Source organism: Dermatobacter hominis (assembly GCF_020715685.1).
Classification (GTDB): domain Bacteria; phylum Actinomycetota; class Acidimicrobiia; order Acidimicrobiales; family Microtrichaceae; genus Dermatobacter; species Dermatobacter hominis.
On the sequence record NZ_CP085840.1, the window covers coordinates 4,449,778 to 4,473,931 of the forward strand.

General features: G+C 72.5%; 19 protein-coding genes and 1 tRNA gene. 10 read left to right on the top strand and 10 right to left on the bottom strand.

Annotated features, from left to right (window positions below; all coding sequences use genetic code 11):
* Positions 1 to 15 precede the first annotated feature (15 nt).
* Positions 16 to 960 carry a PaaX family transcriptional regulator C-terminal domain-containing protein gene (locus tag LH044_RS20770; protein WP_227757549.1) on the bottom strand — a complete coding sequence of 315 codons (945 nt, stop codon included), beginning with the start codon at positions 958 to 960 and terminating at the stop codon, positions 16 to 18.
* 146 nt (positions 961 to 1,106) lie between these two features.
* On the opposite strand from LH044_RS20770, the gene LH044_RS20775 reads away from it, so the two are divergent.
* Positions 1,107 to 2,012 carry an N-acetyltransferase gene (locus tag LH044_RS20775; protein ID WP_227757550.1) on the top strand — a complete coding sequence of 302 codons (906 nt, stop codon included), beginning with the start codon at positions 1,107 to 1,109 and terminating at the stop codon, positions 2,010 to 2,012.
* Between the two features lie 36 nt (positions 2,013 to 2,048).
* Here LH044_RS20775 and LH044_RS20780 read toward each other — a convergent pair whose 3' ends face one another.
* The 4 genes from LH044_RS20780 to LH044_RS20795 form a co-directional block, all read right to left on the bottom strand.
* Positions 2,049 to 2,777, bottom strand: a complete 729-nt coding sequence (locus LH044_RS20780) for a phosphoadenylyl-sulfate reductase (RefSeq protein WP_227757551.1) — start codon at positions 2,775 to 2,777, stop codon at positions 2,049 to 2,051.
* Positions 2,777 to 4,585: a nitrite/sulfite reductase gene (locus LH044_RS20785; protein ID WP_227757552.1), complete on the bottom strand. Its 1,809-nt coding sequence runs from the start codon at positions 4,583 to 4,585 to the stop codon at positions 2,777 to 2,779. The genes LH044_RS20780 and LH044_RS20785 overlap by 1 nt, the downstream gene beginning before the upstream one ends.
* Positions 4,586 to 4,719: 134 nt before the next feature.
* On the bottom strand, positions 4,720 to 5,796 hold the full coding sequence (locus LH044_RS20790; RefSeq protein WP_227757553.1) for a 13E12 repeat family protein: 1,077 nt from the start codon (positions 5,794 to 5,796) through the stop codon (positions 4,720 to 4,722).
* A gap of 203 nt (positions 5,797 to 5,999) precedes the next feature.
* Entirely contained in the window at positions 6,000 to 6,590 is a 591-nt protein-coding gene (locus LH044_RS20795) for an ASCH domain-containing protein (protein WP_227757554.1), read from the bottom strand.
* A 39-nt stretch (positions 6,591 to 6,629) separates the two neighbouring features.
* On the opposite strand from LH044_RS20795, the gene LH044_RS20800 reads away from it, so the two are divergent.
* Positions 6,630 to 7,061, top strand: coding sequence for a YdeI/OmpD-associated family protein (locus tag LH044_RS20800; protein WP_227757555.1), 432 nt, complete (start codon positions 6,630 to 6,632; stop codon positions 7,059 to 7,061).
* Position 7,062: 1 nt separating this feature from the next.
* Here the strand turns inward: LH044_RS20800 and LH044_RS20805 are convergent, their stop codons facing one another.
* Together LH044_RS20805 and LH044_RS20810 are read right to left on the bottom strand one after the other, a co-directional pair.
* Positions 7,063 to 8,433 (bottom strand): class II 3-deoxy-7-phosphoheptulonate synthase, encoded by a 1,371-nt coding sequence (locus LH044_RS20805; RefSeq protein WP_227757556.1) that lies wholly within the window; start codon positions 8,431 to 8,433, stop codon positions 7,063 to 7,065.
* 84 nt (positions 8,434 to 8,517) lie between these two features.
* Complete coding sequence (locus tag LH044_RS20810) at positions 8,518 to 9,345, bottom strand: sigma-70 family RNA polymerase sigma factor (RefSeq protein ID WP_227757557.1); 828 nt, start codon at positions 9,343 to 9,345, stop codon at positions 8,518 to 8,520.
* A 163-nt stretch (positions 9,346 to 9,508) separates the two neighbouring features.
* On the opposite strand from LH044_RS20810, the gene nadD reads away from it, so the two are divergent.
* From nadD to rsfS, 3 genes are read left to right on the top strand one after another with little or no spacing between them, the layout of a single operon-like run.
* A complete protein-coding gene (gene nadD / locus LH044_RS20815; RefSeq protein WP_227757558.1) occupies positions 9,509 to 10,114 on the top strand; it encodes a nicotinate-nucleotide adenylyltransferase in 606 nt (201 codons plus the stop codon).
* 5 nt (positions 10,115 to 10,119) lie between these two features.
* A complete protein-coding gene (locus LH044_RS20820) occupies positions 10,120 to 11,448 on the top strand; it encodes a LytR C-terminal domain-containing protein (protein WP_227757559.1) in 1,329 nt (442 codons plus the stop codon).
* Positions 11,445 to 11,807, top strand: a complete 363-nt coding sequence (gene rsfS / locus LH044_RS20825; RefSeq protein ID WP_227757560.1) for a ribosome silencing factor — start codon at positions 11,445 to 11,447, stop codon at positions 11,805 to 11,807. Before LH044_RS20820 ends, rsfS begins: the two co-directional genes overlap by 4 nt.
* Before the next feature lie 4 nt (positions 11,808 to 11,811).
* Here rsfS and LH044_RS20830 read toward each other — a convergent pair whose 3' ends face one another.
* On the bottom strand, positions 11,812 to 12,084 hold the full coding sequence (locus LH044_RS20830) for a hypothetical protein (RefSeq protein WP_227757561.1): 273 nt from the start codon (positions 12,082 to 12,084) through the stop codon (positions 11,812 to 11,814).
* A gap of 112 nt (positions 12,085 to 12,196) precedes the next feature.
* Positions 12,197 to 12,272: transfer RNA gene (locus LH044_RS20835), tRNA-Ala, on the bottom strand.
* Between the two features lie 92 nt (positions 12,273 to 12,364).
* Between LH044_RS20835 and leuS the strand changes: the two genes are divergently transcribed.
* The 3 genes from leuS to LH044_RS20850 all read left to right on the top strand — a co-directional run bounded on the left by leuS (position 12,365) and on the right by LH044_RS20850 (position 17,630).
* Positions 12,365 to 14,938 (top strand): leucine--tRNA ligase, encoded by a 2,574-nt coding sequence (gene leuS / locus LH044_RS20840; RefSeq protein ID WP_227757562.1) that lies wholly within the window; start codon positions 12,365 to 12,367, stop codon positions 14,936 to 14,938.
* Between the two features lie 111 nt (positions 14,939 to 15,049).
* Positions 15,050 to 16,723, top strand: coding sequence for a fatty acyl-AMP ligase (locus LH044_RS20845; protein WP_227757563.1), 1,674 nt, complete (start codon positions 15,050 to 15,052; stop codon positions 16,721 to 16,723).
* Positions 16,724 to 16,757: 34 nt separating this feature from the next.
* Complete coding sequence (locus tag LH044_RS20850) at positions 16,758 to 17,630, top strand: PhzF family phenazine biosynthesis protein (RefSeq protein WP_227757564.1); 873 nt, start codon at positions 16,758 to 16,760, stop codon at positions 17,628 to 17,630.
* Positions 17,631 to 17,648: 18 nt separating this feature from the next.
* Here the strand turns inward: LH044_RS20850 and LH044_RS20855 are convergent, their stop codons facing one another.
* Positions 17,649 to 18,659 (bottom strand): LLM class F420-dependent oxidoreductase, encoded by a 1,011-nt coding sequence (locus tag LH044_RS20855; protein ID WP_227757565.1) that lies wholly within the window; start codon positions 18,657 to 18,659, stop codon positions 17,649 to 17,651.
* A 191-nt stretch (positions 18,660 to 18,850) separates the two neighbouring features.
* On the opposite strand from LH044_RS20855, the gene LH044_RS20860 reads away from it, so the two are divergent.
* Both LH044_RS20860 and LH044_RS20865 read left to right on the top strand, forming a co-directional pair.
* Positions 18,851 to 21,010 (top strand): ABC transporter permease, encoded by a 2,160-nt coding sequence (locus LH044_RS20860; RefSeq protein WP_227757566.1) that lies wholly within the window; start codon positions 18,851 to 18,853, stop codon positions 21,008 to 21,010.
* On the top strand, positions 21,007 to 24,147 hold the full coding sequence (locus LH044_RS20865; RefSeq protein ID WP_227757567.1) for an MFS transporter: 3,141 nt from the start codon (positions 21,007 to 21,009) through the stop codon (positions 24,145 to 24,147). Before LH044_RS20860 ends, LH044_RS20865 begins: the two co-directional genes overlap by 4 nt.
* Positions 24,148 to 24,154 lie beyond the last annotated feature (7 nt).

Genomic DNA, 24,154 nt, shown 5'->3' on the forward strand with positions numbered 1-24,154 from the left:
GCTAGGACGAGAGCGTCAGGGCAGGTGGGCGATCGCGTCGTCGAACACGCGGAACAGCGCCGGGCCGCCCTTGTCCTCGCGGGCGAGCACGCCGATGCGGCGGCACCGGGCCAGCACCTCCCGGGCCTCCTTGCCGGGCCACGGTCGGGGCAGCAGCTCCGGGGGCAGGAGCGGATCCATCTCGAAGCACTCGTTGAACCGGATCGCGATGTGCAGCGCGCCGGGGAGGAAGTCGTGCTCCGAGATCCGCTCGTGGCGGCGACGCATGGCCTCGAGCGCCTCCGGGACGTCCCGGTAGGTCGCGATGAAGTCGTCGTAGCGGCGGGCCACCTCGTCGAGCGGCCAGAGACGCTCGACGAGCGTGCGAGGATTGGTCTCGCCGCCGACGTGGAGGTCCTCGGTGGTCAGCGTGCTCACGTGCTCGGGGATGCCGAGCCGCTCGGCCTCCTCGGTCACCTCCGCCGTCCACCGGTGCGGCGACACGTAGAGGCCCGGCTGGATCGCGGCGCCGCCGAGGATGCGCAGGTGGTCGCGGAAGGCGTCGCGGGCCGCCCGGCGGGACTCGGGGATGGCGAACGCCACGAGCCGCCAGCGACGGTCCCAACCCCGGCCGGCGGCGTCCTGGGCGTAGGCCATCAGGTGGCGCTGGTGGGTGACCTCGAGCGCCGCCCGGCCCGCCTCGGTGGCGCTGAACACCGCGTCGCGGCCCTCGCCCTCGCGGAGGAATAGCCCGTCGGCGATCAGCCGGCGCATGCACGAGCGGACGGTCTCGTCGGAGATGCCGCACTCGGCGGCCACCGGGTACAGCTCGGCGCCGTGGACGGAGCCGTCACGGTGGGCGAGGCCCAGGACCATCAGCCGGGTGGGGACCCCGCCGTCGGTCGGGTCGACAGGGAGCGCCGCCTCGACGTCGTCGGTCCCGTCGGGGTCGGTCGTCTTCCCGTCGGTCGTCGTCGGCACGACCGTAGGGTGTCGCCCGCCGTCGGACCGTGTCAACTGCGGGGCCAGCCGGGTGTGGATCAGGGGCGGGGGTGTCGGTACCGTTGGAGAACCGCGGTGCGGAGGGGATCGGGCACTGGCGCCCGGCACGACGAAGGGGTGACGACATGTCGTTGGCGGACAAGATCAAGGGCCGGGTGGGGCGCGCGAAGCCCCGGGTCTCCGAGTGCATCATCTTCGCCCGGCCGCTGCCGCTCGTCGCCGACGAGTACCCGCCCGCCGGCGAGGACTACGAGTTCAAGGCGGTCTTCGACCCCACCGACCGGCACCTCGCTCAGATCGAGACCCCGGAGCGGCTCGAGCTGGCGAAGCCGTACTTCGCGCAGGGCTCCCTCGTGATGCTCGCGATCCACAAGCCGACCGACCGGGCCGTCTCCAAGATGTGGCTGTTGACCCACAGCCCCCACTCGGACGACGCCAAGCGCGGTCTGCTGCCCATCCGGCTCGCCAAGGACGAGGCGTTCCTGTTCGACCTCTGGACGCACCCCGACTTCCGGCGCCAAGCCATTGCCTTCACCCTCTGCTACGAGCTCGGTGCCGTCGTCGACCAGATGTACCCGCAGCTCCGCTGGGTCTACGGCTACGCCCACAAGGACAACGAGGCGTCCGTCGCCCTGATCAACCAGGTCTACGGCATGTGGCCGGTGCAGGAGATCAAGGAGGTGGAGATCGGGGACTACTGGGTGAACGTCGTCCCCGGTTCGGACCACCCCAAGTTCGGTCCCTTCTCGAAGAAGGGTCGCCACTCCGGCGACGGCTTCCAGATGCCCGGCCGGCCGCGCTCCGGTGACCTCTACCGGGACTACCACCACAAGGACGGCTTCGCCCGGGGCGTGCCCACGGCGGTGGCCGTCGACGACTGGTTCTGGGAAGGCCCGGAGTACTTCGACAACGACCACCCGAAGGACGCCGACGGTCGGCCGGCGACGCCCGACACCTTCAAGCGGTCGCTCCCCGGCGACGGCCGGCGCCACGCCGACGGCACGGCCATGACCGACGAGGAAGCGTCCTAGACGACGAGGCCGGACTGATCCGACCGGCCTGAGCGTTCAGCTCAGGTGCAGGCCGCACTCGGTCTTGCCGCGACCCTTCCAGCGGCCGGAGCGAGGATCCTCGCCCGGCGCCACCTTCTCGGTGCAGGGCATGCACCCGATCGACGGGTAGCCCTGGTCGATCAGCGGGTTCACCGGGACGTCGTGGCGCTCGATGTAGTCGTCCACATCGGCGGCGGTCCACGTGGCGAGCGGGTTCACCTTCACGAGGCCGCGGAGGTCGCGGGCGACGATCGGTGAGTTGGCCCGGGTCTCGGACTCGTCGCGCCGCAGGCCCGACATCCACGCCGCCTTGCCGGCCAGCGCCCGGTCGAGCTGCCCGACCTTGACGGCGGAGCAGCAGTTCTCGGGGTCGACCTTCCACAGCTCGGGAGCGTGGGGGGCGACGGTCATGATGCGCAGGTTGAGGCCGTAGCGACGCCGCACGGTCTCGACGGTCTCGAGCGTCTCGGGAAAGTGGTAGCCGGTGTCGATGAACACCACCTCGATCGCCGGCGCCACCTTGACCGCGAGGTCGATCAGCACGGCGTCGGTCATCGACGCAGCCAGCGCGAGGTGGGGGCCGAAGCTGTCGGCCGCCCACTGCACGACCTTCGAGGCCGGCGCCTTCTCGAACTCGGCGTTGAGCTCGGCGAGCTCGGCGTCGGTGAACGTGGCGGGGGTGAATGGTCCGGGTGCCGGGTCGAGTCCGCTGGACTCGCCGGCGACGGGGATCGTGAGAGCCATCAGACAGCGCACTCCGAATCGCCGACCACGGCCTCGTAGGGTCCGGTCTCGCCGTAGTCGATGTAGAAGTCGGGGTGGGCGTCGGGCTCCGGGAACTCGTCGAGGTCCTTGAGCTCCGCACCGATCGCCTTGGCGCCGCCGCTGCGCTCGAGCCACGTGCCGAACGTCTCGCCGTAGGCCCGCTCGCCGGCGTAGCGACCGACGATGCGCACCACGGCCTGCGGCGCGGCCTTGGCCGGCAGGCGCAGCGCCTTCTGACCGAACTCCGCCCGCTCCTCGCCGACGTAGCCGCCCAGGAGGAGCTGGTAGCCCGGGGCCGACTTGCCGTGGGCCCGTCGCTCCGCTCCGAAGAAGCCGATGTCGGCGATGTGGTGCTGGCCGCACGAGTTCGTGCAGCCCGAGATGTTGGTGCGGACCCCGTCGATCTCGGCCAGTCCGGCGGCCTCGAGCGCCTCGCCGATCGCAGAGGCGAGCCCACGGCTCTGGGTGACGGCGAGGTTGCACGTGTCGGCACCGGGGCAGGCCACGACGTCACGGGCCAGCTCGGCGCCGGGCCGGGCCATGTCGAGCGCCTCGAGGCGGGCGTGCAGGTCCTTGAGCTGGTCCTCCCGGAGGCCCCGGAACACGAAGTTCTGCCGATTGGTGATTCGGACCTCGGCGTCGAACTCCCGGGCGATCGAGGCGATGCCCCGGAACTGCGCCGCGGTGATGTCACCGAGCCGCGACCAGGCGAGGGCCGACACGGTTCCCTTGGCGACGCCGCGGACGACGTTCGCCTGCTCCCAGCGCTGGTAGTCCGACGTCCCGGTCAGGAACACCGGGACGCCCTGGCCCACTGGCGAGACCGGCCCGGTCGTCGAGGCGCCGGCGGGGGCGTCGCCCGCCTCCTGGACCTCCACGGGGATGCCGCCCGGCCAGGACGACGAGGCGACCAGGAACTTGCGCGAGACGAGGATCCGCCGCTGCAGCTCCTCGAAGCCGAGCTCGTCGACGAGCCACTTCATGCGGGCCCGGAGCTTGTTGTTGCGGTTGCCGGCCTGCTCGAACACCCGCACGCAGGCCTCGATCGTCGGCAGGAGCTCCTCGCGGGGCGTGAACTCCTCGACGGCCAGCGCCGGGTGCGGGTTGGCGCCGAGGCCACCGGCGACGAAGACGCGGAAGCCGGCCTCGGTCTCGCCGCTCGGCAGCTGCCGCGTGACGGCGACGACGCCGACGTCGTTGAACATGGCCTGGCCGCAGTCGGTGGAGCAGCCCGAGAAGTTGATCTTGAACTTCCGCGGCAGCCGCTGGCTGATCGGGTTGCGCAGGAAGTGGCGGAACGTGGCCTCGGCCCACGGCTGGATGTCGAGCGCCTCGTGGGGGCAGGCACCGGCGAGGTGGCAGCCCATGACGTTGCGCACCGTGTCGGAGCACGCCTCGCGGGTGGTCAGTCCGACCGCGGCGAGCTCCCAGAGGAGGTCGGGGACGCGCTCGAGCTCGACGAAGTGGAACTGGACGTTCTGGCGGGTGGTGAGGTGGCCCCAGCCGCGGCTGTAGCGCTCGGAGATGTCCGCGAGGCGCTCGAGCTGGTACGGCGCGATCGCGCCGTAGGGGGCCTTGATGCGGATCATCTGGTTGTGCCCGCCCTGGCGCTGGCCGTACACGCCGTTGGCGAGCCGGAAGACCTTGAAGACGTCCTCGTCCAGGTCCCCGTCCAGGTAGCGCGCGAGCTGGGTCTCGAACTTGCGGATGTCGGCCACCATGGCGGGATCGATGTCGATCCCGTCGATGGAAGCCGCCCCCTGTTCGTCGATCTCGATCGTCGTCATGTCAGTGCCTCGATCAGCGTCGTTGCGGCCCGTTCGGGCGGTCCAGGAGTGCGCTCGCGGCGCCGGCTCCTAATTCACGACCGAACCGATCAAGTTTCCCAAACCCGACTCAGGCGGTCAACATTCCCCGGCCGTCAGGAAGGTTCGGGATCCCCGTGGTGATGCGCCCTGTGGCACACCGCGCAGTGCGGTCGCAGCTCGTCGACCACCGTACGGCGGGAGACCGAGAACGGCGGGTCGTGGTCGTACTCGATCAGTTGGGTCGACCCGCAGGTGACGCAGCGGCCGCCATGGCGCTCGTCGACCACACGCTTCTGACGCGCCGTCGGGAAGCGGCGCCGGTTGGTCGCGTCGATCGGCTTGTCCTCGATGTCGTGCAGGAGGGCCCGGATGAACGACCCGCCGATGAGCGATGCGACGGCGTGCGACGAGACCGGCGTCCCGTCGTGCATGGTGCAGCCGTCACCACGCACGTGCACGATCACCTCCCGGGTGACCGTGGCCCCGGCGCCGCTCGTGGCGACGTGGTGCAGACAGCGGGCGCGCTGGCCGGCGAGCGATCGACGCGGGCTGCCGTGCGGGGTCGACGCGAACCCGGTCCCGCGCTGCACCTCCCCGTCCACCACGGTCAGGATCTCCGCCATCTGTGCCGGGGGCAGCACCAGCGTCATCACGCTCATCCCGTCCGCCTCCGTGCGGACCGAGAGCCGCGTCTCCCGTTCGTGGCGGTCCGCCTGCTGCGCGGCGGTCTCGTTGTGCTGGATCCACCGGGCCAGCGTCCGCGGCAGGTCGTTGATCGCCGTCGACGTGGCGATCTCGACGAGCTCGGCGGCGCGACCGGCGTGCTGCGGGGTCACCCGTGTGACCGCCCTCGCGGCCGAGTACGACAGGCGCCCGTCGGCGAACGCCTGGCGCGCCGCCGGGCAACGGGCGAGCTCGTGCGAGACGCGCAGCCAGTCCCGGGCGGTGCTCCGGGCGATGCCGTGACGTTCGGCGAGCCACGAGGCGCAGCTGTCGTGGCCGTCGTGGGCCCACTCGCCCGAGGCGTCGAACGGCGCGAGCAGCACCAGGAGGTCGGCCTGCGAACGGGCGAACGCTCGGATCGCCTGCTCGACCTGCCAGCGGAGCCGGGCGGTGTCGACGACCTCGGCCGGCGGGGCCGGCTCGTCCGGGAGTGCCTCCTGCGGCGTCGGGTCGGGTTCGGCTGCCATCTGGTCCCCCTTGTCGACCGGCACGCGGCCGGTCCGATCGAGCAGGGGAGCGGGCGCCGCTCCGATCCCGGCCCAGGACGAGCCCGCAGCCGGTGCGCCCGACCGTACGCGCACGGTCTGACACCGGCCCCTGGCGGCTGCGCCACCACGCTCCGTGGCGGAAGCGCGTCAGCTGACGCGCCTCGACCACGCTGCGTCGACGGTCAGGCGTCGTCGCGCTCGATCGCGGCCAGCACCGCGGCACCTCGAGGCGAGAGGCGGTAACCGACCTCGAGGCTCTCGGTCAGCCCGAGCGACTTCAGCTTGCGCACGTCGGCCTTGAACGGGAGCCGCTCTCGGCCGACCTCGTCCGCCAGGTCGCCGGCCCGGACCGCCGGGCGGTCACGGATGAGCGCCAGGAACCGTCGCGTCCAGGGACCGTGCGCCGCCCGCCGGTCCATCCGGTCGAGTCGACCCCGTACGTCGGCGAGCTCGTCCGGCGAGAGGTCGGCCGCATCCCGGAGGGCGATCCGCGGGTCCGCCCCTTCGACGTGGAAGCGGATCAGGAACAGCTCGCCGTCCCGGCGCAGGTGCGGCGAGGCGAGCGCCGCTTCGGCGGAGTCCCAGCCCGCCGCCCCCGCGACGGCGTCGGTGAGGTCAACCGGCTCGATCGGGTCGACCGAGTCGATGGCGAGCACGCCGATCGGCGTGACCAGGGTGCCGCCGGCGCGGACCGTCGGTCGCTTCCACCGCCGCAGCGCAGCGGTGACGCTCCCGTCCGCGATCGCCGGGAGGTCGTCGTTGCGGAACAGCACGACGCCATCATCGTCGGTGGGCCGACGTACGGTCGTGCCATGGCGACGTTCACGACCACGCTCTTCCAGGACGGCCGCAACGTGGGCATCGAGGTGCCCGAGGAGGTCGTGCTCGGGTTCGGCGCGGGCAAGCGGGTGCCGGTCGTGGTCACGATCGCCGGCTACAGCTACGAATCGACGATCACGGTCATGGGCGGGCGCTACCTCATCCCGCTCGCCGCGGCGCACCGGACGGCGGCGGGCGTCGCCGGCGGCGAGGAGCACGAGATCGAGGTGGTCCACGACACCGCGCCGCGGACCACGCCCGTGCCCGACGACCTCGCCGCCGCGCTCGCCGCCGCCGATCGGAGCGAGGCGTTCGACGCCCTCGCCCCCTCCAAGAGGAAGGAGCACGTCCGCCAGGTCACCGATGCCAAGGCAGAGGCGACGCGCCAGCGACGGATCGAGAAGGTCGTGGACTCGCTCGGGTGAGTCAGCTCTGGAGCAGCTCGGCCACGCGGAAGGCGAGGTCGAGCGACTGACGGCCGTTGAGCCGCGGGTCGCACATCGACTCGTAGCGCAGGCCGAGGTCGTCGTCGACGAGGTCCTCGGCGCCGCCGAGGCACTCGGTCACGTCGTCGCCGGTGAGCTCCACGTGGACGCCGCCCGGCCACGTTCCCTCGGCGGCGTGGGCGTCGAAGAACCCCTTGATCTCGCCCAGGATCGCGTCGAAGTGGCGGGTCTTCTTGCCGCTCGGCGCCGTGAACGTGTTGCCGTGCATCGGGTCGCACGTCCACACGACGGGGTGGCCGGCGTCGGTCACCGCTCGCAGCAGCGGTCGGAGGCCGTCGGTGATGGAGTCCGCGCCCATGCGGGTGATGAGCGTGAGCCGGCCGGGGATCCGCCCGGGGTTGAGGACCTCGCACAGCTCGAGCACCTCGTCGGTGGAGGCGGTCGGACCGACCTTCACGCCGACCGGGTTGCCGACCCCGCGGAAGAACTCGACGTGGGCGTCGTCGAGGCCCCGGGTGCGCTCGCCGATCCAGATCATGTGGGCCGAGCAGTCGTAGAAGTCGCCGGTCAGCGAGTCGCGCCGGGTCAGGGCCTCCTCGTAGCCGAGCACCAGCGCCTCGTGGCTCGTGTAGAAGTCGACCTCGTGCAGCGCCGGCACCGTGTCGGGATCGAGCCCGCACGCCCGCATGAACCGCAGCGCCCGGTCGATCTCCTGGGCGAGCCGCTCGTAGCGCAGCGCCTCGGGGCTGCTGCGGACGAACTCCTGGGTCCACTGGTGGACCCGGCCGAGGTCGGCGAAGCCGCCCTTCGTGAAGGCTCGCAGCAGGTTCAGCGTGGACGCCGACTGGTGGTACGCCTCGACGAGCCGCTGCGGGTCCGGGACGCGGGCCGCGGCGGTGAACGCGATGTCGTTCACCATGTGGCCGCGGAAGCTGGGCAGGCCGACGCCGCCGACGGTCTCGATGGCCGACGAGCGGGGCTTGGCGAACTGCCCGGCGATCCGGCCGACCTTCACCGCCGGCACGCCCGCCGAGTACGTGAGCACGACGGCCATCTGGAGGATGACCTTCAGCCGCTCACGGATGGAGTCGGCGGAGAACGCCTCGAAGGACTCGGCGCAGTCGCCGCCCTGCAGCAGGAACGCCTCGCCGGCGGCCACGCGGCCGAGATCCGCGGTCAGCTGTCGGGCTTCACCGGCGAACACCAGCGGGGGATAGGACGACAGCGTCTTCAGCGTGCCGTCGAGCACGGCCTCGTCGGGCCACTCGGGCTGCTGCTCGGCATGCCGGTCGCGCCAGGTCGTGGGGGTCCACGGGGCGCGCTCGGCTCCGGGGGAGGGCATGTCGGCCATGGCGTCAGGCTACCCGTGGCCCGGTGCCGGGCCGAAGCGGGTAACCCGGCGGCGGGCGGCGGTGAACCCGCCGCGGCCGGGTGATCAGGCCGAGGCGCCGGCCAGCGCCCGGTCCCGCACGGTGGTGACCGCGCGCTTCACGAGGCGACGGGCGGCCTCGGCGGTCACACCCAGGTCCTCGCCGACCTCTCGGTAGCTGCGGCGGCGGCCGTCACCGAGGCCGAATCGGGCCTCGACCGCGGAGCGGGCCCGCGGGTCGAGCACGTCGAGCAGGCCGTGCAGCCACTCGTCGTGCTCGGCGCTGAGCAGCTCGTCCTCGGGGCTGGGACGGTCGTCGGCGAGCAGGTCCACGAGCTCGTTCGAGTCGTCGTCGCCGACGGTGCGGTCGAGCGAGGTCGGGGTGGTGAGCCGGTGGAGCCGGGCGTTCTCGTCGTCGAGCTCGTCACCGTCGCCGGACACGGCGCGCAGGGCGCAGCGGAGGGCGGCGGAGCGGTCGCCGGGCAGGCGGACGAGCGAGGCCTTCTGGTCGAGCGCCCGGCCGATGGCCTGGCGGATCCAGAAGGTGGCGTAGGTGGAGAACTTGAAGCCCTTGCGCCAGTCGAACTTGTCGACGGCGTGCTCGAGGCCCATGTTCCCCTCCTGCACCAGGTCGAGCAGCTCCATGCCGGGGGGCAGCGGGTAGCGGCGTGCGACGCTCACCACCAGCCGCAGGTTCGCCCGGATGAAGCGGTCCTTGGCCGCCGCAGCGGCTGCGATCTGCTTGTCGAGGTCCCGGCCCCGCTCGCCGGCGGCCTTGCGCCGCCGGGCCTCGGCGCCCGCCTCGATGGTGCGGGACAGCTCCCGCTCCTCCTCGGCGTTGAGGAGTGCGACGGCACCGATCTCGTTCAGGTACATCCCTACGGAATCGCTCATCAGATTCCATCCCTCTGGTGTCAGCTCACTGAACGGCGCGGCGCCGGTCGAGGTTCGGCTGCGGTGGCCCCGACCCGTTGTTGATCGGCGCATCGCTTCGGGAGTTGAGAGGTCGTCTGGCCCATTCGCGACGCTTTTCGGGATGTGCCGCTACCATCCGCCGATGGCCGCGGGGACGACGCGGGGGTCCTCGGGCCGGCGCATCGGCGTCTTCGGCGGGACCTTCGATCCGCCCCACATCGGCCATCTGGTCACCGCCGTGCGGGTCGCGGAGGCCCTCGACCTCGACCTCGTGCTGATGGTCGTGGCCAACGTCCCGTGGCAGAAGGTGGGTTTGCGCCGGATCACCCCTGCGGATGTCCGGATGGACATGGTGCGGGCCGCCGTCGAGGGCGTCGACGTGCTGGAGGCGTGCGACCTCGAGATCGAACGGGGCGGCGAGACCTACACGGTCGACACCTTGGCGGCGCTCCGCGCCGCCGGCCCCGATGACGACCTCGTCCTGGTGCTCGGCTCCGACGCCGCCGCCGGGCTCGACACCTGGGACCGGCCCGAGGAGCTTCGGGGGCTGTGCCGGTTGGCGGTGGTCGAGCGGCCGGGCTCGCCGGTCGTGGTGCCCGACGGGTTCCGCTGGGACGCCGTCCGCGTGCCGATGCTCGAGGTCTCCTCGACCGAGATCCGCGAGCGGGTGGCCGAGGGCCGTTCGATCCGGTTCCTCCTGCCCGAGGGGGCTGTCTCCCTGGTGGAGCAGCACCGCCTCTATCGTTGACCCCCATGACGGCGACCGACAGCGGGCCAACCACGGATGTGGAACCCCCCGCGGGCGCCGATCCCGGCAGCGAGGTCACGGTCGTCCGGCGGCGTCGCGCCGAGCAGTCCAAGAGCGGCGGCCGGGCCCGCCGTGGCGGTGTGGACCGTGGTCGGACGGTCTGGTGGCAGCTGGGCACCACGCTCGCGTTCGTCGCGCTGCTGGTCGGCCTAGCGGTCGTCGGGTACCGCGCCAGCCTCCTGATCACGGGCGGCGGCACCGACAAGGTCACCGATCCGAAGGCGCCGGGCTACGTCGCCGAGGTCCGGCCCACCCCGGTCGACCTGGTCGCGGTGACCACCGACGACGGCACCCTGGCCGCCGCACTGATCGTCTCCAGCTCCGGTGGCGACGCCGGCGGCACGGTGTCGGCGCTGCCGGCGACGATGTCGGCCGGCCCCGGCGAGGACGGGCTCTACCCGCCGATCGGCGACGCGTACGCGACCGGCGGCCTCGACGAGCTCCGGTCGGTGCTCGGGACGGGGTTGACCTTCGGGTTCACCTCCGCCGAGGAGGTCGCCGCCGGGGACTTCAAGGCGTTCACCGGCCTGGCCGGCCCCCTCACGGTGAAGAACGTCGACAACCTGATCGACAACAGCGAGCGCGGGAAGATCCAGGCCGATCCCGAGAACGAGTCGGTGCGATACCGGGCCGGCGACGTCGTCCTGCAGCCCGACGAGGTCATCACCTACCTGGGGTTCGCGGGCGTGGGCGAGAAGCCCGACCGCCAGATGCTGCGCCACCTCACGGTGTGGGAGCAGCTCCTCAACGCGCTCAAGGGCAAGGACCTGTCGGCCATCGGCGCGTCGTCGGCCGGCGACGGTGTCTCCGGCGGGGGAGCGAGCGCGGTGGCCGAGCTGCTGTCCGAGCTCGAGGGCGGCACGGTCCGGTACGAGCCCGTGCCGCTGGTCCAGCAGCCGATCCCCGGCACCTACTTCACGACGATGGTCCCCGACGCCGCGGCGCTGCCGACGTACGTCGCCCGGGTCGTGCCGTTCCCGACGTCGGCCACGCCGGGTCAGCGGGCCCGCGTCGAGCTGCTGAACGGCACCTCCAAGGAGGACTCCGCACTCCTCGCGGCCCCCAAGGTGGTGGCGGCCGGCGGTGAGATCTCGCTGCTCGGCAACGCCGGCTCCTTCGACGTCGCCGCCACCGAGGTCGAGTACCTCGCCCCCGAGGCCGAGCAGGCCGCCGACGAGATCGCGAAGGCGCTCGGGGTGACGGCGACCGAGGCGACCTCGCAGTCCGGCGGCATCGACGTGCGCGTCACCGTCGGCGGGGACCGCACCTCGTGACCGTCACCAGCCCGGAGGAGTCGCTCCGCACCGCGCTCGCGGCGGCCGAGGGGGCCGAGGACAAGCTGGCCACCGACGTGGTGATCCTGCACGTCGGCCCGGTCGTCGGCGTGGCCGAGTACTTCGTGCTCGCCACGGCCGGCAACGACCGCCAGGTGAAGGCGGTGGTCGACGCCGTCGAGCAGCGCGTGGCCCACGACATCGGCGAGAAGCCCCGCTCCGTCGAGGGCGCCGATGCCCGCCGGTGGGTGCTGCTCGACTACGGCGACGTGGTGGTCCACGTGTTCCTCGCCGAGGAGCGGGACTACTACCGGCTCGAACGGCTCTACGCCGACGCGCCGGTCGTGGAACGCGGCTGAGGGCTCAGGCCCCGCCGTCCGGCGGCGGTGCGCTCGCAGCGGTCGCCCTCGCCCCGGCGGTGAGCCCGCCCCACAGCACCACGAAGCCGGCGAGGGCCAGCACCGCGCACAGCGCGGCGACCACGCCCCAGCCCGCGGGCTTCGTGTCCGACACGTCCCAGACGTCGACGTAGGTGAGCAGCGCCATGATGGCGCCGAGCGAGCCGGCGATGATCATCCAGGCGCCGAGGCGGACGCGTCCGCGTGCTGCGACGATCGCGGGGTCGGTGGTGGACATGCGACGGTTCTACCGCACGGAGGGCACGCCCGGCTGACCCGCTGCGGGCGATCCGGCCCGGGAACGACGAAGGGGCCCGGCCGGCGGCCGAACCCCTCACGCTGACACGATCTGGTGGAGCCGATGGGAATTGAACCCACGACCTCTTCCATGCCATGGAAGCGCTCTCCCAACTGAGCTACGGCCCCGTGAGGCGGCCACTCTAGCCGCACCCGACAGGGCCCGCGAATCGTCGGAACCCGGTTCGGGGCGACGTGGGTGCCGTCGGTAACCTGCCGCCATGTCGACAACCGCCAGCGCCGATCCGAGCGGTGCGCCCGAGGCCCCGACGGTCGATCCGTACGATCCCCAGGCCATCGAGCCGCACTGGCAGGCGTACTGGCGCGAGCACGGCACGTACGAGGTCGACAACGACGATCCCCGGCCCCGCAGCTACGTCCTGTGCATGTACCCGTACCCGTCGGGCGCGGCGCACATGGGCCACGTGCGCAACTACACCTTCGGCGACCTGCTGACCCGGTACCGCACGATGCAGGGCGAGGCCGTCCTGTCGCCGATGGGCTTCGACAGCTTCGGCCTGCCGGCCGAGAACGCGGCGATCCAGACCGGTGTGCACCCCCGCACGTTCACCGACGAGCGGATCGAGATGCTGCGGAGCTCGATCACCCGGATCGGCGGCGTCTACGACTGGCGGCGAGAGGTCCGCAGCCACAGCCCCGAGAACATCCACTGGTCGCAGTGGATCTTCCTGAAGCTGTTCGAGGCCGGCCTGGCCTACCGCAAGGCGGCGCCGGTCAACTGGTGCCCGGGCTGCCAGACGGTGCTGGCCAACGAGCAGGTGATCGACGGTCGCTGCGACCGCTCGGGCGACGTCGTCGAGCGGCGCGACCTGGAGCAGTGGTACCTCCGCATCACCGACTACGCGCAGCAGCTGCTCGACGATCTGGACATCGTGCAGTGGCCCGACCGGGTCGTCACGCAGCAGCGCAACTGGATCGGGCGGTCCGAGGGCGCCGAGTTCGAGATGGCCGTGGTGGACGCCGACGGCGAGGTGCGCAGGGACCTGCCCGGCGTCCCGAGCGTGCGCGTCTTCACGACCCGCCCCGACACCAGCTACGGCATGACGTTCTGCGTGCTGGCGCCCGAGCACCCGTTGGTGCCGGTGATCACCACCGAGGACCGCCGGGCCGACGTCGAAGCGTTCGTCGAGCGGGCCCGCAACACCGCGGAGATCGACCGGCTGTCGACCGAGGGCGCCGTCGAGGACCGCGGCTGCGCCACCGGCGCCTACGCGCTGAACCCGTTCACGGGCCGGCCGGTGCCGATCTACCTGGCCGACTACGTGCTGGCCACCTACGGCACGGGCGCGGTCATGGCGGTGCCGGGCGAGGACCAGCGCGACTGGGACTTCGCCACTGCGTTCGGGCTGCCGATCATCGAGACCGTCGAGCGCCCCGAGGGCTGGGACGGCCAGGCGTACTCGGGCCCGGGCGTGCACGTGAACTCGCCGGTCGACCCCTCGGCCGTGCCGGGTCCCGACCTGAACGGGCTCGACGTCCCGACCGCGAAGGACCGGGCGATCGAGTGGCTCGAGGCCGACGAGCGCGGCGAGCGCACGGTGAACTTCCGCCTGCGCGACTGGCTGGTGTCGCGGCAGCGGTTCTGGGGCTGCCCGATCCCGATCGTGTACTGCGAGCAGTGCGGGCCGCGCCCGGTGCCGCTCGACGAGCTGCCGGTGCTGGCGCCCGACGACGTCGAGTTCCGCCCGACGGGCCAGTCGCCGCTGCGGTTCCACGAGGGCTTCCTGCTCACGACCTGTCCCGAATGCGACGGCCCCGCCACGCGGGAGACCGACACGATGGACACGTTCGTCGACTCGTCCTGGTACTTCCTGCGCTTCTGCGACCCGTGGAGCTCCGACGCGCCGTTCTCCAAGGAGGCGGTCGCCTCGTGGATGCCGGTCGACCAGTACATCGGCGGGGCGGAGCACGCGGTCCTGCACCTCATGTACGCCCGCTTCTTCACCAAGGCGCTGTCGGACCTCGGGGTGGCGCCGGCGGACCTGCGCGAGCCGTTCACCCGGCTGTTCACGCAGGGGATGATCCGCCTGGACGGCTCGAAGATGTCGAAGTCCAAGGGCAACCTGGTCGCGCCCGAGGAGATCATCGACACCTACGGCGCCGACACGCTGCGGCTGGCCCACCTGGCGGTGAAGCCGCCCGAGGAGGACGTCGACTGGGAGGACTTCGGCCTCGACGGCTGCGCCCGGTTCCTGGCCCGCGTCTGGAGGGTGGCGGTGCCGGGCTCGGACCTGCTGCAGCGCACGCGCGAAGGTGCGCGGACCGAGGCCGACGAGGCGATCGTGCGCGCCACGCACCGCCTGGTCGCCGACGTGACCGAGGCGTTCGAGCGCTGGTCCTACAACGTCGCGGTGGCCCGCTCGATGGCGTTCGTCAACGACCTGTACCGGTACGTCCAGACCGATGAGGGTCCGCACGGCGAGGTCGTCGCCGAGGCCGTCGACACGCTGCTCCTGCTGCTGGCGCCCGCCGCCCCGCACATCACCGCCGAGCTGTGGTCCCGGCGGGCGGCGGAGCTGGGTACCGCCGGGCGGCACGTGCACGCCGAGCCCTGGCCGGTCGCCGACCCCGAGCTGCTGGTCGAGGACACCGTGACCATGGTCGTGCAGGTGGCCGGCAAGGTCCGCGACCGGATCGAGGTGCCGGCCGACGCCGACGAGGCGACCTGCGAGCGCCTGGCGCTGGCGTCCGAGAAGGTCCAGGGGATCCTCGACGGGGCGACGCCCCGGAAGGTGATCGTCCGACCCCCGAAGCTGGTCAACATCGTCCCGTAGGGAAGTTCGTCGGCCCGGCGGGCGTTGATCGTTCCGTCGGATCGTTCGCCGTGTGTACGGTCGCGTGACACCAGACGTAACCGTCGCGTCATCTCCGGAGTCGGAACCAACGTGCTGTCATCCGAACTGTCCCTGATCTCCCGCATCGAGTCCGTCGCCGAGCGCGGCCAGGGCAAGGTGACGTTCGTGGCCGGCGACGACCACGAGACGCTGACGTGGGGGCAGCTGCACGCCGAGGCCCGGGCGGTGGCCGCCGCCCTGCAGGCCCGGGGGGTCGGCCCCGGCGACCACGTCGCCCTGCTCGGCCCGACGACCCGACGGCTGGTGACCGCGATCCAGGCCATCTGGCTGACGGGTGGCGCGCTCGTCACCATGCCGCTGCCGATGCGCATGGGCGCGCTCGACCAGTTCATCGAGCAGACCCGCGCGCGCATCCGCCGCGCCGACTCCAAGGTCGTGGTGATCGACAGCCAGCTCGCGGATTTCGTCGAGCCGGTGCCGGGCGACCCGCCGTTCATCGGGCTCGACAGCTTGTTCGAAGGTGACGGTCCCACGGCGGCCGACTACGTGCGGCCGGCCGACGACCCCTCGGCCCTGGCGGTGCTGCAGTTCACGTCCGGCTCCACGTCCGAGCCGAAGGGCGTGATGCTTCCGCACGAGAACATCTGCCACAACCTCGACGGCGCCTGGACGGCTGCGGAGCTCACGCACGACGAGGTCATCGTCAGCTGGCTGCCGCTGTACCACGACATGGGCCTCGTCGGGCTCCTGACGATCCCGATGACCCGCGACACGCACCTGGTGCAGGGCGCCCCCCAGGACTTCCTGGCCAAGCCGATCCGCTGGATGCGCTGGCTGACGGAGTTCCACGGGACGGCGTCGGCCGGGCCGAACTTCTCCTACGCGCTGGCCGCCCGGGCGCTGAAGCGGACCGACGAGCAGCTCGAGCTGTCGCAGGTCCGTATGTTCCTCAACGGCGCCGAGCCGATCGACGCACCGACGTTCCGCCGCTTCCTCGAGGCGGGGGAGCGCTTCGGGCTCGAGCCCGGCGTCGCGTTCCCCGCCTTCGGCATGGCCGAGGTGTGCATCGCCGGGTGCTTCCCGACCCCTGGCAAGGGCCTCGTGACCGACGTGGTCGACCGCACCGCGCTCGAGACCGAGCACCGCGCCGTCCCCGTCGACGCCGACAGCGAGGGCTCGACCGAGCTCGCCCTCCTGGGCCGGCCCGTGCCCGGCCTCGAGATCGAGATCATCGACACGGCGACCGGCGAGCCCTGCGCGGACCGCCAGGTCGGCGAGCTGCGCATCACCGGCAACTCCGTGACCACGGGCTACTACCAGCAGCCCGAGGCGACGGAGGAGCTGATCGTCGACGGCTGGCTCCACACCGGTGACCTCGCCTACACGGTCGGCGGCGAGCTCGTGATCTGCGGCCGCATCAAGGACGTGATCATCGTCGGCGGTCGCAACGTGTACCCGCAGGACATCGAGAAGGTCGTCGGCGAGGTCGAGGGCGTCCGCACCGGCAACGTCATCGCCTTCGGCATCGAGGGCCGTCAGGGTGCGCAGAACATCATCGTGGTCGCCGAGTCGAAGGCGTCCGGCCACGAGGAGCTCCGTCGTGAGATCACGCGCGTGGTGACCGAGTCCGTGGGCATCCCGCCCAAGGAGGTCATCCTCGTGCAGCCCGGGTCGGTGCCGAAGACCTCGTCGGGCAAGCTGCAGCGCTCCGCCTGCCGGCTGCAGTACCTCGCCGACGAGCTCGACGTCCTGCAGCCCGCCTGATCGACCGGCCCGACCGGTCCCGACGAGCAGCCCGATGTCCGACGACCTCGACGACGGCGCGACGCTCGAGCGCCTCGCCGCCTTCACCGAGGACCCGACGGGCGGGAACCCGGCGGGGGTGTGGATCGGCGGTCGGCTGCCCGCGCCCGACGTGATGCGGCGCGTCGCCGAGGAGGTGGGGTACTCCGAGACCGCGTTCCTCGCGCCGAGCGGGGACACCGCCGGCGCCGCGTCGCGCTGGCGGGTCCGGTACTTCAGCCCCCGCAAGGAGATCGACTTCTGCGGGCACGCGACGATCGCGTCGGCCGTCGCCCTCGGAGATCGCCACGGCGAGGGCACCTACGTGTTCGAGACCGCCGTCGGCGACGTGCCGGTCGTGGTCGGTGCGGACGGCGGCCGCCTCACGGCGACGCTCACCTCGGTGGCACCGTCGGGAAGTCCCGCCGACGACGGGCTCGTGACCGAGGTGCTCCTCGCGACCACGTGGACGGCCGACGACCTCGATCCGCAGCTGCCGGCCGAGCTGGCGTTCGCCGGGGCCTGGCACCTCGTGCTGCCGGTCCGGACCCGGGAGGTGCTCGCGTCGCTCGAGTACGAGTTCGAGGCGCTGCGCGACGTGATGGACGCCCACGACCTCACCACGATCCAGGCGGTCTGGCGCGAGGACGACCGCACGTTCCACAGCCGGAACCCCTTCCCGGTCGGCGGCGTCGTCGAGGACCCGGCCACGGGCGCCGCAGCGGCGGCGCTCGGCGGCTACCTGCGCCGGCGCTCGCTGGTCGACCCGCCTGCCGACGTGGTCGTCATCCAGGGCGTCGACATGGGCCGACCGAGCCGGATCGCCGTCCACGTCCCGGCCGACGGCGGCATCGACGTCTCGGGCGCCGCCGTCCGGCTCGAGCCCTGACCGGCCGCCGCCGGGTGCTCAGGCCGCGCTGAGCGCTGCGAGGACCGGGAGCCAGGTGTCGGGGTCGCTGCGGTACGGGGCGTAGAACATGATGCGGTCGATCACGTCGCCGTAGCGCGCCTGGAGCTGCGCGGCGACCGCACCCGGCTCGGCGACGACGGCGAACGTGTGGAGCACCTCGTCGTCGATCAGCCCGCCCATCTCGTCCCACCGGCCCTGCTTGCTGAGGGCGGTGAGCTCGTCCTGGAGCTCGCCCCAGCCGTGGAGCTCGAGCACCGGTCGGTAGGCCGGCGTGGAGCCGTAGAACGCGATCTGGCCGCGGGTGGCGGCGTCCGACGCCGCCATCGCCTCCTCGGTCGCGCCGGTCACGACGAACGCCGGGCCGGAGATCTGGAAGTCCTCGCGCCGCCGCCCGCCCTTGGCGAAGCCACGCTCGAGCGCCGGCACCGTGACCTCCCGGAGGTACCGCTCGGTGGTGAAGCCGTGGCAGAGGAAGCCGTCACACACCTCGCCCGCCACCTCGGTCATCCGCTCGCCGACGCCGGCGAGGAAGACCTTGGGCGGGCCGTGCGGGTTGGGGCCCGGGTCGAACATCGGGGTCATGAGGGTGTGCGTGTAGAAGTCGCCCCGGAAGTCGAGCGGCTGTCCCTCGTGCCATGACGCCCAGATCGCCCGGGTCGCCGCGATGAACTCGCGCATCCGGGCCGCGGGGTGCGACCACTCCATCGAGAACCGCTTGGTGATGTGCGGCTTGATCTGCGAGCCGAGCCCGAGGATGAAGCGGCCGCCGCTGAAGCGCTGGAGGTCGTCGCCGATGTTCGCGACGAGCATCGGGTTGCGGGCGAAGGCCACGGCGATGCCGGTGCCCAGCTCCAGCTGCTCGGTGGACTCGGCGGCCCGGAGCAGCGGGAGGAACGGGTCGTTCTTGATCTCCGCGGTCCACGCTCCGGCGTAGCCGGCCTCCTCCAGGCCGCGGGCCGTGTCGGGGGCGAGCTGGAGGTCGGGGCCGAGCGGGGCGTCCACGCGCATGGCGGGCACCGTACCCGGCGGTCGCGCGGGGTCGGTGCGCGACTTGACCGAGCGGTCTACTGTGACGGGCGCCACGTCGGCAGCGGAGCTGGGCGGGGCGGGGGTCGGTCCCCGGTCGGTCCGGGGCCGAGGTCAGTCGTAGGAGCGCGGTTGCGGCAACGGCAGTCGACGGTGCATCGGGGGCGGCGCGCATGAGCCTGGCGCGCACGAGCAGCGCGAAGGACCAGCTGCGGGCCGCTGCGAGGACGGTGGGGCCTGCGCTCGCCATCGTCGCGATCCAGCTCGTCTGGTTCCCGATGCCGTCCGGCGGCGTCCTCACCGGCGTCGTCCTCGGGCTCCTCGGGTCCCTGGCCGCCATCGGGCTCGCCCTCGTGTGGCGGGCCAACCGGGTCATCAACTTCGCGCAGGGCGACCTGGGCGCGGCGCCGGCCACGCTCGCGGTGCTCCTCATCACCCTGTCGGGCCTGCCGTGGCTGCTCGGCATGACGATCGGCCTGGCGGCGGCGATCCTCGTCGGCCTCCTCGCGGACGTGCTCGTCATCCGGCGCTTCTTCCGCTCGCCGCGCCTGATCATGACGGTGGCGACGCTCGGCCTCTCGCAGATCCTCGCGTTCGCCACGCTCGGGCTGCCGCTGCTGTGGGGCGAGGGCCCGGCGATCCGCTCGCTGCCGGCGCCGTTCGAGTGGAGCGCCGAGATCGGCGGCGTGGTCTTCGACGCGAACGACCTGATCGCCGTGGTCGTCGCCCCGCTGCTGCTGTTCGCCGTGGCCGCGGTGCTGCGCCTGACCGACACCGGCATCGCCGTGCGGGCCTCGGCCGAGCGGGTGGAGCGGGCCGCGGTGCTGGGGATCCCGGTCCGCCGGCTCGAGGCCCAGGTCTGGACGCTGGCGTCGGTGCTGTCGTTCTGCTCGGTCGCGCTGACCGCCGGCGTGGCCAGCCTCCCGACCGGGTTCGGGCTGGGCCTCACCGTGCTGCTGCGGGCGCTGGCGGCGCTCGTCGTCGGCCGGATGACGCACTTGGTCGCCATCACCACCACCGCGGTCGCGCTCGGGGTGCTCGAGGCGGGCATCCAGTGGAACACCGGCGAGACCTGGCTGGTGTCGCCGTTCCTCGCCGCGTTGATCGTCGTGAGCCTCCTGCTCGAGCGCAAGGGCACGAGCCGGGCCGACAGCGACCAGACCTCGTCCTGGAAGACCACTGGCGACGTCCGGCCGACGCCGTACCGGCTGGCCCGGCTCCCCGAGGTGCGCCTGGCCCGCTGGGTCGGTGGGCTGCTCCTCGTCGCGGTGGCCCTCGGGGTGCCGCAGCTCATCGGCACGAACGGTCAGCTCAAGGCGGGCGTGATCGTGGTCTTCGCGACGATCGGCACGTCGATCGTCGTCCTGACCGGCTGGGCCGGCCTGGTGTCGCTCGGCCAGATGGCCTTCGTGGGCGCCGGCGGCGCGGTCGGGGCGTGGATCATGGTCGAGCAGGGGTGGGACCCCATCGTCGCGATGGTCGTGGCCGGGATCGTCGGCGCGATCGTCGCCGTCATCGTCGGCCTCCCGGCGCTGCGGCTCCGCGGCATGTACCTCGCGGTGACGACGCTGGCGCTGTCGCTCGCAGCGTCCGACTGGATCTTCTCGAACAAGATCGCCGACTGGATCCCCCGGGGCTCGTTCCCGCGCCCGGCGCTCTTCGGGCGGTTCGAGCTCGACAGCCCGCTGCGCATCTACTACTTCGCGCTCGCCGTGCTCGCCCTCGCCGTCCTGGCGCTCCGCGGCATCCGCAACAGCCGCACCGGCCGGGTGCTGGTGGCGCTGCGCGACAACGAGGGCGGCGCGACGGCCTACGGCATCTCCACCACGCGGGCGAAGCTCACGGCCTTCGCGCTCTCGGGTGCGGTGGCGGCGATCGCCGGCGTGGTCATGGTGATCAGCCAGGGCGCGTTCCGCGACGTCACCTACGGCCCGTGGGAGTCGGTCGACGTGTTCATCGCCACGGTCATCGGCGGCCTCGGGTCCCTCGCGGGCGCGGTCCTCGGAGCGGTGTTCCAGCGCGGGGCCCAGTGGTTGCTGCCGGCACCGTGGTCGTTCCTGGCGACGGGTGCCGGCGTGCTGGTCGTGCTGCTGTCGATGCCCGACGGCCTCGGCGGCCTCGCCTTCCGGTGCCGCGACCGGTTCCTGGCCTGGGCGGCCCGGCGCCACGGCGTGTCGTCGCTCGCGATCGACCGGACCCACCAGGACGACGACGTGCTGCGGAAGGCCGCCGCCTCGGTGGCCGGCCACGTGGCCGCCGACGCCGACGCCGACGAGGGCCCGGGCCCCGACGACGGCAGCGACGATCGCACCGAGCCGGAGGTGGTCGGGTGAGCGCGACGGCCGAGACCGCGACCGAGGCCACCGGCCCCCGCATCAGCCGCGAGGACCTCCGGGAGTCGGTGCGGGGCATCGTCTCGCCGCGCCGCTGGGCCCGCAACCTGGCGCACCCGATCCGGGCGGTCGGCGAGGTCGCCGGCTCCGGTCCGGTGTTCGCGCTGCTGGTGCTGTTCGGCCTGAACTGCGTCGACGAGCTCGACCGCACCGGCTTCGGCATCCTGCTGCCGAACGTCCGGGACGCGTTCGGCATGTCCAACACCGGGATCCTGACCCTGGTGGCCCTGACCCTGCTCGGCGCCTTCCTCATGCAGATGCCGATCGCGGTCTGGGCCGATCGCGGCAACCGCGTGTTCATCACCCTGCTCGGCGCCGCGACGTGGGCCGCCTTCTCGGTCATGACCGGCCTGTCGACGGCGATCTGGATGCTGATCATCGCCCGGGCCGGGGCCGGCATCGGCCGGGCCGTGGTCGACCCCACGCACGCGTCGCTGCTGTCGGACTGGTTCCCGGTCGACCGGCGGCCGGCGGTGTTCAGCTTCCACCGCGCCGCCAACGTGCTCGGGCAGTTCCTCGGCCCGCTGCTCGCCGGCGGCATCGCCTACCTGACCGACTGGCGGGTGCCGTTCCTCATCTTCGCCATCCCGACCGTGCTGCTCGTGGTCGTCGGCACCCGGATGAAGGAGCCGATCCGCGGCGCCCAGGAGCGCCGGGCCGCCGGCGCATCCGAGGAGGTCGTCGAGACCGAGGAGCCGACCCCGAGCTTCGCCGAGTCGTGGCGCCTGCTCTGGAAGATCGAGGTGCTCCGGCGGATCTGGTACGCGGTGCCGTTCCTGGCGGTGTCGCTGATCGGCTTCGTGTCGCTCGCCAGCCTCCTGTACTCCGACGTCTACGACATGGACGAGCTGCAGCGCGGCTACCTCGCGGCGGTGGTCGAGCCGTTCCAGCTGATCGGCCTGGCGGTCGGCGCCAGGCTCGGCACCCGGCTCTTCCTCAAGGACCCTGCGCTGATCTTCCGGCTGCTGCGCTGGGTGAGCTTCACGGCCGCGGCGCTGGCCGCCGGCTTCGCCTACGCCCCGAACATCGGCCTGGCGGTCGTGTTCAACATCCTGCTGACGGCCGACCTGGCCATCCTCCTGCCCGGCATCCTTGCCACTCTGTCGCTCGCCATCCCGGCCCGCGCCCGGGCGGTCGGCTTCTCGGTCGCCTCGTGGTGGGCCATCCCCGGCCTCGCGCTGCTGCCGCTCATCGGGTGGATCGGCGACAACTGGGGCACCCGGCTCGGGATGCTCGTCATGACGCCGATCCTCCTGATCGGCGGCCTGATGATCTCGTCGGGCGGCGCGGTCATCAAGCGCGACATCGAGGACGTGTGGAAGTCGTCGATGGCCCGCTCGCAGGCGCTGCTCGAGCGCCGGGAGGGCCGCTCCAAGCTCCTGCTCGTCCGCGACCTCAACGTCGGCTACGACGGCCTGCAGGTCCTTTTCGACGTCAACATGGAGATCGCCGAGGGCGAGGTCGTCGCCCTGCTCGGCACCAACGGCGCCGGCAAGTCCACGCTGCTGCGGGCGATCACCGGCGTGACCGAGGCCGACTTCGGCGCCGTGATCTTCGACGGCCGCGACATCACCCACGCGCCGCCGAACGAGATCGCCGCGCTGGGCGTGGCGTCGATGCCAGGCGGCGCCGGCGTGTTCCCCGGCCTGACGGTGAGGGAGAACCTGCGCTCGGCGGGCTGGCTGGTGCGCAAGGACCGGGCCCTCATGGAGGAGCGGATCGAGGGCGTGCTCGAGGTCTTCCCGATCCTGAGCGAGCGGATGGACGAGCCGGCGTCGAACCTGTCCGGCGGTCAGCAGCAGATGCTGGCGCTCGGCATGGCGCTGCTGGCGCGGCCGAAGCTGCTGATCATCGACGAGCTCAGCCTGGGCCTGGCGCCGGTCGTCGTCGGCAAGCTCGCCGACCTGGTGCGCGACGTCGCCGCCGGTGGCACCACAGTGCTCCTCGTCGAGCAGTCGGTGAACGTGGCGCTCAGCATGGCGAGCACGGCGTACTTCATGGAGCGCGGCAAGGTGCAGTTCTCCGGGCCGGCGGAGGAGCTGCTGGAGCGGCCCGACCTGCTCCGGGCCGTGTTCCTGGCCGAGTCGGCGCGGCAGGGCGACGGCGCCGGGCCCTCCAACGGCGCGGTCGCCAACGGTGCGCCGTCCAACGGTGCGCCGTCCAACGGTGCGCCGTCCAACGGTGCGACGGCGAACGGTGCGGCCGTGCCCGACACGCCGGCGACCGCGACCGTCTCGTCGGACCTGTCGGAGCGGGTCCCGGCGCTGCAGCTGTTCGGCCTCGTCCGGCGCTTCGGCGGTATCAACGCGGTCGACGACGTGAGCCTGGCCGTGGCGCCCGGCGAGATCGTCGGCCTCATCGGCCAGAACGGTGCGGGCAAGACGACGATCCTCGACCTCGTCAGCGGCTTCCAGCCGCTCGACGGCGGGCGGATCCTGCTGGCGGGGCGGGACCTGTCGCACCTGTCGGCTGCGCGCCGGGCCCGGGCCGGCCTCGGCCGCACCTTCCAGGGCGGACGGCTGTTCCCCGGCCTGACGGTCGCCGAGACGGTCGCCGTGGCGCTCGACCGGTCGGTCGCCGTCAAGGACCCGGTCAACGCCGCGCTGCGCCTGCCGGCCTCGTACGACAGCGAGGTCGCCGTCGGGCGACGGGTGCGGCAGCTGCTCGAGCTGTTCGGGCTCATGGACTACCGCGACCTCTTCACCGCCGAGCTGTCGACCGGCACCCGCCGCATCGTCGAGCTGGCGTGCGTCGTCGCGCACCAGCCGTCGGTCCTCCTGCTGGACGAGCCCGCAGGCGGCGTCGCGCAGCGGGAGGTCGAGCAGCTCGGTGCGCTGCTGCGGCGGATCCGCGACGAGCTCGGCTGCGCCATGTTGGTCATCGAGCACGACATGCCGCTGGTGGCCGGCCTGGCCGACCGGCTGGTCGCGCTCGAGACCGGGGCCGTGATCGCCGAGGGGGACCCGGCGGCGGTGCTGGCCGACCCGAGGGTGGTGGCGTCCTACCTGGGCGACGACCACCTGGCGGTCGCCCGGTCGGGCTCGACGACCAGCTGGGGTGGAGCGGGGGACACGTGACCGTGGG